The organism is Streptomyces sp. NPDC058401, from assembly GCF_042722885.1.
Taxonomy (GTDB): Bacteria; Actinomycetota; Actinomycetes; order Streptomycetales; family Streptomycetaceae; genus Streptomyces.
In genome coordinates this window covers 21575-31993 of record NZ_JBHXKA010000095.1, presented here as the reverse complement: position 1 = coordinate 31993, position 10419 = coordinate 21575, and the positions used below count along the sequence as shown (strand labels likewise).

Here is a 10419-nt window from a genome sequence, read left to right as displayed (position 1 = left end):
CCGTTGCCGGGGGCCAGCCCCCGGACCCCCGCTCCTCAAACGCCGGAGGGGCTGGGTTTGGGGAGGTTGGCCACGACCAGCGCTATTGCCGCTCGGGCCGTTTCGGCTTCGCCGAGGACGGTGGTTTGGCGGGGGCCGCGGACGCGGAAGCGGCCGTCGGGGAGGGGTTCCACGGCCGGGGCGGTCACGGCGAAGGGGTGGCCGGTGGAGGCGCTGAACCACAGGGTGAAGTGGCTGGTGTACGGGTAGAGCCGGCGTAGTTCCGGCTCCTCGCGGGCGGCCTCGATGAGGGCCAGGACGCCCTGGCTCATGGGCTCGGATCCGCCGCCGAGATCGACCATCCGCTGCCACGTCGTGGGCAGCCGCTGCCACCGTCTCGCGCTGGGGTCATCGAGGTTCATCCGGGCAGTCTGGGGTCCCGTTCGGCGCCAGGGCAATGATCGCGCAGGTGGCGAGACGGTAACGACCGGCGACCGGCCGGTAACAACCGAGGGACGGCAGGGGCGGGGCGTGGGAGGTGGAGCCCCTGCCGTCCTGGATCACGGGTCAGTTGTGGTCGTCAGCCGTGGCTGACCCGGAGTTCCTTGATGCCGTTCAGCCAGGCCGCGCGCAGCCGGCGCGGGCCGTCGCCGACGAGGCGCAGGTCGGGCAGGGCGTCGGCGAGGGCGTTGAACATCAGGTCGATCTCCATGATGGCCAGCGATTTGCCGAGGCAGAAGTGCGGGCCGCCGCCGCCGAAGCCCAGGTGCGGGTTCGGGTCGCGGGTGATGTCGAAGCGGTCGGGGTCGGTGAAGACCTCGGGGTCGTGGTTGGCGGAGGAGTAGAACATGCCGACGCGGTCGCCGGCCTTGATCTTCTGCCCGCCCAGTTCGGTGTCCTGGGTGGCGGTGCGCTGGAAGGACACCACGGGGGTGGCCCAGCGGACGATCTCCTCGGCGGCGGTGGAGGGCCGGGTGCGCTTGTAGAGCTCCCACTGCTCGGGGTGGGTCAGGAAGGCGTGCATGCCGTGGCTGATGGCGTTGCGGGTGGTCTCGTTGCCCGCGACCGCCAGCAGGAGGACGAAGAAGCCGAACTCGTCCGAGCCCAGGTTGCCCTGGCCCTCGGCGGCGACGAGCTGCGTGACGATGTCCTTGGCCGGACATTCCTTGCGGGCGGCGGACAGGTTCATCGCGTAGCCGATGAGTTCCGCCGCCGCGTTGCCGCCGACCTCGGCGGTGATCGCGTACTCCGGGTCGTCGTAGGCGATCATCTTGTTCGACCAGTCGAAGATCCGGGAGCGGTCCTCCTGCGGTACGCCGATCAGCTCGGCGATGGCCTGGAGCGGCAGCTCGCACGCGACCTGGGTGACGAAGTCGAAGCTGCCGTCGGCCGAGGCCGCCAGGGCCTCCGCGACGATCTTGCGGGCCCGGTCGCGCAGGGCGTCCTCCAGCCCGCGGATGGCCCGCGGGGTGAAGCCGCGCTGCACGATCTGGCGTACGCGGGTGTGTTCCGGCGGATCCATGTTCAACATGATCAGTCGCTGGGCATCTATCGCATCGCGCTGGATGTGCTCGTTGAAGCGGATGATCGCCGTGTTCGTGGTGGAGGAGAACAACTCCGGGTGCGTGGAGATGTACTTGACGTCCGCGTGCCGGGTGACGGCCCAGTACCCCTCGTCGTCGAAGCCGGTGATGCCCCGCGGCTGCGGGCACCACCACACGGGTGCGGTCTGCCGCAACTGCGCGAACTCGGGGTAGGGGACCCGGTCTTGGAGCACGTCCGGGTCGGTGGCGTCGAAGCCTTCGGGCAGCGCGGGGCAGGTCATCGGGCGACTCCAAAGTCTGACGGCCCATCAGAAGTTGGCTTGAAGGTAGTAACGAGTTCTAGAAGTGACAAGGGGCCCCGCGCCAACTGTTGCGTGTGGAATCCGTGGAAGCCGCGTGCAAGACCCTTGCGTACCGGGTGTTCTGGTCATAAGACTGCGGGGAGAACTAGAACGCGTACTAGTTCGGGTGGGGCGCCGGGACGGCCCACCCGTCAGCTGAGGCGCGCTAGCCGATGCGCGCTGTGCGCTACGCAGGAGCAGGAGAGGACGAGCTCATGGCCGCGGAACCCGTCATCGTCGAAGCCGTACGCACCCCGATCGGCAAGCGCGGGGGCGCGCTCGCCAATCTTCACCCCGCCTACCTCCTCGGCGAGACCTACCGGGAACTCCTCGCCCGCACCGGGATCCAGCCCGACTGCGTGGAGCAGATCGTCGGCGGCACCGTCACCCACGCCGGCGAGCAGTCGATGAACCCGGCCCGCAACGCCTGGCTGGCCATGGGCCTCCCGTACGAGACCGCCGCGACCACCGTGGACTGTCAGTGCGGCAGCTCCCAGCAGGCCAACCACATGGTCGCCAACATGATCTCCGGCGGTGTCATGGACATCGGCATCGCCTGCGGGGTCGAGGCCATGACCCGCGTCCCGCTCGGCTCCGGCTCCAAGCACGGTCCGGGCAAGCCCTTCCCGGACGAGTGGAACGTCGACCTCCCGAACCAGTTCGAGGCCGCCGAGCGCATCGCCCGGCACCGGGGCCTGACCCGCGAGGACGTGGACCGCCTCGGCGTCCTGTCCCAGGAGCGGGCCGCCGCCGCGTGGGCCGAGGAGCGGTTCAAGCGGGAGACCTTCGCCGTGCAGGTGCCCACCACCGAAGCGGAGCAGGCCGCCGGCCAGGGGATGTGGCGGCTGGTCGACCGCGACGAGGGCCTGCGCGACACCTCCATGGAGGGCCTCGCCCGGCTCAAGCCGGTCATGCCGACCGCCGTGCACACCGCCGGCAACTCCTCGCAGATATCCGACGGGGCCGCCGCCGTGATGTGGGCCTCCCGCAAGATGGCCCGCGCGCTCAAGCTGCGGCCGCGCGCCCGGATCGTCGCCCAGACGCTGGTCGGCTCCGACCCGCACTTCCACCTGGACGGGCCGATCGACGCGACGCGGGCGGTGCTGGGCAAGGCCGGCATGTCCCTGAAGGACATCGACCACGTCGAGATCAACGAGGCCTTCGCCTCCGTCGTCCTCAGCTGGGCCCAGGTCTTCGACCAGGACCTGGAGAAGGTCAACGTCAACGGGGGCGGCATCGCGCTCGGCCACCCCGTCGGCGCGACCGGAGCCCGCCTGATCACCACCGCGCTGCACGAGCTGGAGCGCCGGGACAAGGAGTTCGCCCTGATCACCATGTGCGCGGGCGGCGCGCTGGCGACGGGCACCATCATCCAGCGGCTGTAGCACCTGCTGCACCGCCTTTGGACCCTGTGGGATGGGATCGCGAAGGCCCCGGTGGCCGGACCTGGGGAGGTCGGACGCCGGGGCCTTCGCATGTGCTGGTGCGCTGGTGCGCTGGTGCGGTGGTGCGGTGGTGCGGTGCTGCGGTGGTGCGGTGGTGCGGTGGTGCCGTGGTGCTGCTCTGGTCCTGCTTTGGCTGGTGCCGCTGGTGGGTTTAGTACCAGTGGTGGTTCTGCCAGAAGGTCCAGGCGCCGGCGGGGCTGCCGTAGCGGGAGTTCATGTAGTCCAGGCCCCACTTGATCTGGGTGGCCGGGTTGGTCTTCCAGTCCGAGCCCGCCGAGGACATCTTCGAGGCCGGCAGGGCCTGGACCAGGCCGTAGGCGCCCGAGGAGGAGTTCGTGGCGGTGTGGTCCCAGCCGCTCTCGCGGGACACGATGTTGTTGAAGGCCGCGAACTGCGCCGGGTCCTTGATCATCTGCTGGGCGATCGTCTTGGCGCTCATCGGGGCGGCCTGCGCGGGAACCGCGGCCAGCATGGAACCGGCGACGCCCAGGGCGAGGACGGTACCCGCGAGGGTCTTCTTCGAAGCGGCGATGCGGCGGATGACGGTGTTGGACACGGACGGACCTTTCAACGGGGACAGGGACTGTCGCAGGCATGCCGGAGCCACTCACGTGAAGGAGAGGGGTTCGTCGGCGGGAGCGGGGATCCGGGGGATCTCCGTCCGCCCTGCGACTCATCCAGTTCTACGGGGGTCCCGGACGCCTGGCAACGACCCCTCTTACTAGTGGTCCTCGCAGCCCGGGCGGAACGGCCCCCCTCCGACTGGGCGGGTATCGGTGCAGGTGGGTATCGGTGCGAGGGGGCGGGTGGGGGTCGCTTAAGGACTACTATCCCGGTTCGTAGGTGACCAAGGTCCTGTGGGGCGGGTCACCGCCGAGGGCCCCGGATCTCACCCTCCGTGGCCGGACGTATCCCTTTCGGGGGAAGGTTCGGGTGTGTTGGTAGCCCCTGGATCGAAGGCCACCGGCGCATCGAACGCCGCTTTTCGGGTGGCCCGCCGCAACGCCTTCAGCAGGGTCGCGCCGAGCGTGAGGGTCAGTACGACGGTCAGCGCGGCCCGCCCCAGGTCCCAGCCCACCGAGGTCGCCAGGCAGTACGCGAGGAAGCGCGCGAGGTTCGCCGGGAGCGGGTCCCCGGGGTGGAAGGAGATGCCCTGGCCCATGCCCTGGATGATGACCCAGCCCTGCAGGTTCATGATCGTGCCGTACGCGAACGAGCCGAGGAACCCGTACAGCGCGAGCATCGCCAGCTCGGCCCGCCCCCGGATCCGGTCCGGACCCGGCAGCAGCCCGGCCCCCAGCGAGAACCAGCCCATGGCCAGCATCTGGAACGGCATCCACGGCCCGACACCACCCGTGAGCAGGGCCGACGCGAACATCGTGACCCCGCCCAGGACGAAACCGAAGCCCGGGCCGAGGACGCGGCCGCTCAGCACCATCAGGAAGAACATCGGCTCCAGACCGGCCGTGCCCGCCCCGAGCGGGCGCAGGGCGGCCCCGACCGCGGCCAGTACACCGAGCATCGCGACGGCCTTCGCGTCCATGCCGTCGTCGGCGATGGTCGCGACGACCACACCGACGAGGAGCGGGAGCAGGGCGGCGAACAGCCAGGGGGCGTCGTGGGAGTGGGCGAAACCGGACTGGCGGCCGGCGAGCAGCGGCCAGCCGAAGGCGGCGATACCGATGAGGGAGACGAGGACCAGGGCGGTGGCGGCGCGGGGGCCGATGCGGAGGGGGCGGGAACGGGGGGTGCTGGTCATGAGCCGGCCGCCTGGGGGGAGGGGGGTGAGCCCGTGGAGTCGGCCGCCGCGGAGGGGGCCGGACCGGTGGAGTCGGCCGCCGTGGCGGAGGGGGCTGAGCCGGTGGAGTCGGCCGGACCGGTGGAGGGTGCCGACTCGGTGGGGGGTCCCGACTCGATGGAGAGGGCCGCTTCGACCTGGGAGACCGTGAGCCAGTGGCCCGGGGCCAGGATCTTGGCCACCTGCGGGGCGAAGGCGGGGGAGGAGACGACGACCTCGGCGGTCGGGCCGTCCGCGACGACCTCCCCGCCGGCCAGGATCACCACACGGTGGGCCAGCTCGGCGGCGAGCTCCACGTCGTGCGTGGCCAGCACGATGGCATGGCCGTCGGCGGCGAGCCCGCGCAGGATCTCCACCAGGCGGGCCTTGGCGGCGTAGTCCAGCCCGCGGGTCGGTTCGTCGAGGAGCAGCAGGGCCGGGCGGCCGGTCAGGACCAGCGCCAGGGCGAGGGCCAGGCGCTGGCCCTCCGAGAGGTCGCGCGGGTGGGTGTCGTCGGGGACGTCGGGCAGGAGCGCGGCGACGAGGGCGCGGCAGGTGCCGGGCGCCTGGCCGGCGTCGTGGTCGGCGGCGGTGCACTCGGCGGCGACGGTGTCGGCGTAGAGGAGGTCGCGGGGCTCCTGGGGGACCAGGCCGACGCGGGTCACCATCTCGGGCGGCGGCGTGCGGTGGGGGGTGCGGCCGCTGACCGTGACCTGGCCGGTGGTGGGCTCCAGCGTGCCGACGAGGGTGGCGAGGAGGGTCGACTTCCCGGCGCCGTTGCGGCCCATCAGGGCGATGGTCTCGCCCTTCGCCACGGTGAGGGTGATGTCGCGGAGGACTTCGGCGCGGCCGCGGCGGAGGGAGACTCCGTTGACCGTGGCCGGGGGTGCGGTGGCCTGGGCCGGCCGGGGGGCGGGACGGCCGTGGCCGCGGTGGCGGCGCAGCCGGGCGAGCAGGCCGGGGCGGGGGCCCGGGCCCTGCGGGCGGCCGTCCCCTACCCACCCTTCGCCCGTTCCCCGGGGCTGCGCCCCGGACCCCTCGCGGGGCTGCGCCCCGGCACCCGCCGGGAGCTGCGCCCCGGACCGCACGTGGGGCTGCACCGCGGCACCCGCCGGGAGCTGCGCCCCGGCCTCGGGCTGCGCCCCGGCCTCGGGCTGCGCCCCGGCCTCGGGCTGCGCCCCGGCCCCCGCCGGGAGCTCCGCCCCCGCCGTGCCGGCGTCCCGAAGCGCCGGGGTCGGTGGTGTCGGCGGGGCCGGGAGGGAGGTCAGGTGGGTCAGGAGGGGGGTGGCTTGGCGGCGGGCGTCGCGGATGGAGAGGGGGAGGGGGGACCAGTTGGCCAGGCGGCCCAGGGCTACTACCGGGGGGTGGACCGGGGAGACGGCCATGATGGCGGAGGGGGTGCCCAGGACGGGGGGTTGGCCGGGGGAGGGGAGGAGCAGGACGCGGTCGGCGTACTGGACCACGCGTTCCAGGCGGTGTTCCGCCATCAGGACGGTCGTGCCCAGGTCGTGGACCAGGCGTTGCAGGACGGCCAGGACCTCCTCCGCCGCCGCGGGGTCGAGGGCCGAGGTCGGCTCGTCCAGGACCAGGACCTTCGGGTGCGGGGTCAGGACCGAACCGATCGCCACCCGCTGCTGCTGGCCTCCGGACAGGGTGGCGATGGGACGGTCGCGGAGTTCGTTCAGGCCGAGGAGGTCGAGGGTTTCCTCGACGCGGCGGCGCATGACGGAGGGCGCCAGGCCCAGGGATTCCATGCCGTAGGCGAGCTCGTCCTCGACGACGTCCGTCACGAAGTGGGCCAGCGGGTCCTGGCCGACCGTGCCGACCACGTCCGCGAGCTCCCGCGGCTTGTGCGTGCGGGTGTCCCGGCCGGCGACCGTGACCCGGCCCTTGAGGGTGCCTCCGGTGAAGTGCGGGACCAGGCCCGAGACGGCCCCGAGGAGGGTGGACTTGCCGACGCCGGACGGGCCGACCAGGAGGGTCAGCTCGCCTTCCGGGAGCGTGAAATCGGCGTGGGAGAGGGAGGGGGCGGTCGCACCCTCGTACGTCACCGATACGTCTTCGAAGTGGATCACGGGGCTCCTACGCCTCCTTCGAGGGGGAGAGGGGAGGGAGGGGGGCCACCAGGGCCGGGAGGAGGCCGATCAGGATGGCCGCCGCCGGCCAGAGGGGGAGGGTGGGGACGACGAGGGGGACCACGCCGGGTCGCAGGGCCTCCGGGTCCAGGGAGGCGAAGCGGATCAGCAGGGCCGCCACCGCCGCGCCCGACCCGGCGACCAGCCAGGCCCGTACGCCCCAGCGGTCCGGCCGGTACCGGGTCCGGATCGAGCGGCGGCCGCCGAGCCGCAGCCCGGCCAGGGCGAGGAGCAGGGAGATGAGGAGGAGGGTGAGGCCGTATCCGGCGCCCTCCGCCGCCAGCAGCCCGTACGTACCCGCGCAGATGCCGAGCAGCCCGCCGAGGGTGAGCACGTTGGTGGTGTGGCGGACGGCGGCCGGGACGTGCGCCGTGCGGCCGTAGCCGCGGGCGTCCATGGAGGCGGCGATGGCCACCGAGCGTTCGAGCGCGCCCTCCAGGACCGGCAGGCCGATCTGGAGGACGGCCCGGACCCCGCCCGTGGGGCGGCCGCGCAGGCGGCGGGCCGTACGGAGGCGGACCACGTCCGCGACCATGTTCGGCGCGAAGGTCATCGCGACGACCACCGCGACGCCCACCTCGTACAGGGCCGCGGGCAGCGACTTCAGCAGCCGCGCCGGGTTCGCGAGGGCATTGGCGGCGCCCACGCAGATGAGGAGCGTGGCCAGCTTCGCACCGTCGTAGAAGGCGAAGACGAGCTGCTCGGCGGTGACCCGGCCACCGAACCGGATGCCCTGCGCCCAGGCCGGGAGCGGAACCTCCGGGAGGGTGAAGAGGGTGTGCACGCCGGGGATGGGGGAGCCGAGGAGCATGGAGAAGAGGAGGCGCAGCCCGATGACGAAGAGGCCGAGCTTGACGAACGCCCCGTAGGAACGCGCCCAGGGGGCGTCCGTCCGGCGGGCCGCGACCACGTACCCGGCGACACCGACGATCAGGCCGAGGAGGAGCGGGTTGGTCGTGCGGGAGGCGGCCGTTGCGAGCCCGAGGGCCCAGAGCCACCAGGCACCCGCGTGCAGGGCATTGCCACGCGTGGCCTCGGGGGCACGCCATTTTTTGTACGTCGCCCCGCGCGGGCTCCCGGTCGCCCCGGCGGGGGCGTCCGCGCTGGGCGGGGTGGGGACGTCGGCTGCCGGGCCGTGGGGGGTGCGCCCGGCCTGCGGCCGGGCGGCCCCGGCCGGTGACTGTCCGCCGTCGGCGACCGCCCCGCCGTCCGGGCGTGCCCGTTCCGTGGGGCGGTCCCTCATCGGGTGCGGCGGCGGCGGGACTGCCAGACGGCGGCTGCGGCCAGGAGGGCCACCGCTGCGATGCCGGCGAAGAGGCCCGCCGACGGGCCGCCGCCGCCGTCTGAGCCGGCGGACGGGTCGGCGGACGCGTCGGCGGGCTTGTCCGGCGCCGGGGTGGCGGCCGTGTCCGCCAGGGGTTCGCCGCAGCCCTGCTTCGGGTAGCCCGAGACGGCGCACAGCAGCGCCGCGCTGTTGTAGCGCAGCGGCTTGGCCACCTCCGCCAGTGCCTCGGCCGTCGTGGCGTCCGGGCCGACCTGCGCGCACGCCGTCCGCGGGGCGTCCTGCGGCGGGGTCTCGCCCGCCTGCGCCTCGGCGGGCGTGCCGAAGTCGATGACCAGCGCGATCCGCTTCTTGCCCGTCACCGGGGCGGTGGCCGAGCAGATGGCCGCGAAGTCCGGAGCCGTCCGCGGCGGGGCGGCCTGGTCGGCCGCGTCCTTGCTCACCACGAAGTGGAAGCCCTGCACGGAGCCGTCCGCCGGGCGCATCGAGGAGGGGCCCTGGGTGGCGTACGCCCAGGTGCCGCCCGCCCCGTCCCAGAACGACCAGTAACGGTAGGTCGAAGCCAGGGCGGGGGACGCGGCCAGCAGGGTCAGGACGATTCCGAGCATGAAGACCGGCAGAGCCGGACGGCGGCGGCGGCGCATCAGAGCTGGTTCTTCTTCCGGCGGCCGCTCAGCACGATGCCGATGCCCATGCCGGCCGCCGCGCCCGCGAGGACCATCCACCAGACGTTGCTGCCCCCGGAGTCCTTCTCGTCGTCCTTCTTCTTGTCCGCGGGCTGCTCCGACGCGTTCGCGGAGGCGCTCTGCGGGGCCGGGCCCGTCGCGTTCAGCGCCGCCACCAGGTCGGTGCCGCCGAAGGCCTTCGGGTCGGTGCCGGTCGCGTGCGCGGCCAGGATCAGGGTGCCGAGGCCGGCCGGGTTGCCCTTGGACCACTCGGCGGAGTTGGTCTTCAGCCACTCCAGGGCGCCCGCGGCGGACTGCTTGTGCCCGGCCGCGGCCAGGGCGATGACCGCGTCGGCGGTGTTGCCGGTGTCCGCGGTCGGCTGGTCGGCGCCCGGGGTGAGGGCGGTGAGGTGGCCGTCCTTCTTCAGGGCCTCCGCCAGGTGTCCGGCCGCGCCCTGGGCCGCCGCCGCCGGGTCACCGGCGGTCGCCGGGCAGGCGAGCGGGGCCGCGGGGGTGTCCGTGGAAGAAGGGGAGACGAGTGCACCCCGGCCGAGGCCGGCCAGGACGGCGGCGGCCGTCGCGTCGGCGTTGGCGGGGAGCTTGCCGTCGGCCGTCGGCTGGTAGGCGAAGGCACCGCGGTCGGTGGCCGGCTCGGCCGAGCAGCCGAGCTGGAAGGCGAGCAGCCCCTCGTAGGCGGACTTGCCGGCCTTCGACCTGACCTCGGCCGGCTTCTCGCCCGCCGCGGCCAGCGCGCTGATCACCACGGAGGTGGAGCTGGCCTCGCTCGGGGAGCCGGGGACGTAGGCCCAGCCGCCGTCAGCGTTCTGGACGGACTTCAGCCAGTCCGCGCCCTTCTTCACCACCGCGTCCTGGCCGCCGAGCGCCTTCAGCGCCTGCACGGCCACCGCGGTGGCGTTCGTGTCGAGCATCGTCTTCGCATCGCACGCGGCCGCCGTGTCCGCACGGAAGGAGGCGAAGCCGCCGTCGGCGCACTGCTGGCCGACGAGCCAGTCCACGGCCGCCTGCGCGGGCTTCTCGCCGACCGCGTGCTGGGCGAGCAGCGCGAACGACTGCCGCCACACCCCGTCGTACGTCGGGTCGTTCTTCCCGAAGAGCCCGGAGGGGACGACGGGCGCCGGGGACGGCGTGGCGACATCGGCGAGGGCCGCGGGGGCCGCGCCCACGCAGAGCACGGCGGAGACGGCGAGCGTGGCGGCGCTGCGGCGGACGTTCATGGCGGGGCGGGTGCCT

Annotated in this window: 9 protein-coding genes; 1 reads left to right on the top strand and 8 read right to left on the bottom strand. The window is 73.5% G+C overall.

Translation table 11 applies throughout. From position 1 onward, the window contains the following. Positions 1-35: 35 nt before the first annotated feature. Entirely contained in the window at positions 36-401 is a 366-nt protein-coding gene (locus ACFWNV_RS28435; protein WP_383952517.1) for a DUF6193 family natural product biosynthesis protein, read from the bottom strand. Positions 402-559: 158 nt separating this feature from the next. Continuing rightward, positions 560-1804, bottom strand: coding sequence for a cytochrome P450 (locus ACFWNV_RS28430; protein ID WP_383952515.1), 1245 nt, complete (start codon positions 1802-1804; stop codon positions 560-562). Positions 1805-2079: 275 nt separating this feature from the next. Here ACFWNV_RS28430 and ACFWNV_RS28425 point away from each other — a divergent pair, with 275 nt between their 5' ends. Next, positions 2080-3249, top strand: coding sequence for a steroid 3-ketoacyl-CoA thiolase (locus ACFWNV_RS28425; protein ID WP_383952513.1), 1170 nt, complete (start codon positions 2080-2082; stop codon positions 3247-3249). Between the two features lie 211 nt (positions 3250-3460). On the opposite strand, the gene ACFWNV_RS28420 is transcribed toward ACFWNV_RS28425, so the two are convergent. The 6 genes from ACFWNV_RS28420 to ACFWNV_RS28395 all read right to left on the bottom strand — a co-directional run bounded on the left by ACFWNV_RS28420 (position 3461) and on the right by ACFWNV_RS28395 (position 10403). Continuing rightward, positions 3461-3865, bottom strand: coding sequence for a transglycosylase SLT domain-containing protein (locus tag ACFWNV_RS28420; protein ID WP_383952511.1), 405 nt, complete (start codon positions 3863-3865; stop codon positions 3461-3463). 333 nt (positions 3866-4198) lie between these two features. After that, positions 4199-5068: an ECF transporter S component gene (locus ACFWNV_RS28415; RefSeq protein ID WP_383952509.1), complete on the bottom strand. Its 870-nt coding sequence runs from the start codon at positions 5066-5068 to the stop codon at positions 4199-4201. Beyond that, positions 5065-7161 carry an ATP-binding cassette domain-containing protein gene (locus ACFWNV_RS28410; protein WP_383952507.1) on the bottom strand — a complete coding sequence of 699 codons (2097 nt, stop codon included), beginning with the start codon at positions 7159-7161 and terminating at the stop codon, positions 5065-5067. The genes ACFWNV_RS28415 and ACFWNV_RS28410 overlap by 4 nt, the downstream gene beginning before the upstream one ends. Positions 7162-7168: 7 nt before the next feature. After that, positions 7169-8464, bottom strand: a complete 1296-nt coding sequence (locus tag ACFWNV_RS28405; RefSeq protein WP_383952505.1) for an energy-coupling factor transporter transmembrane protein EcfT — start codon at positions 8462-8464, stop codon at positions 7169-7171. Beyond that, positions 8461-9147, bottom strand: coding sequence for an SCO2322 family protein (locus ACFWNV_RS28400; RefSeq protein ID WP_383952503.1), 687 nt, complete (start codon positions 9145-9147; stop codon positions 8461-8463). Before ACFWNV_RS28400 ends, ACFWNV_RS28405 begins: the two co-directional genes overlap by 4 nt. Beyond that, positions 9147-10403 carry a prenyltransferase/squalene oxidase repeat-containing protein gene (locus tag ACFWNV_RS28395; protein ID WP_383952501.1) on the bottom strand — a complete coding sequence of 419 codons (1257 nt, stop codon included), beginning with the start codon at positions 10401-10403 and terminating at the stop codon, positions 9147-9149. The genes ACFWNV_RS28400 and ACFWNV_RS28395 overlap by 1 nt, the downstream gene beginning before the upstream one ends. Between the last annotated feature and the right edge of the window lie 16 nt (positions 10404-10419).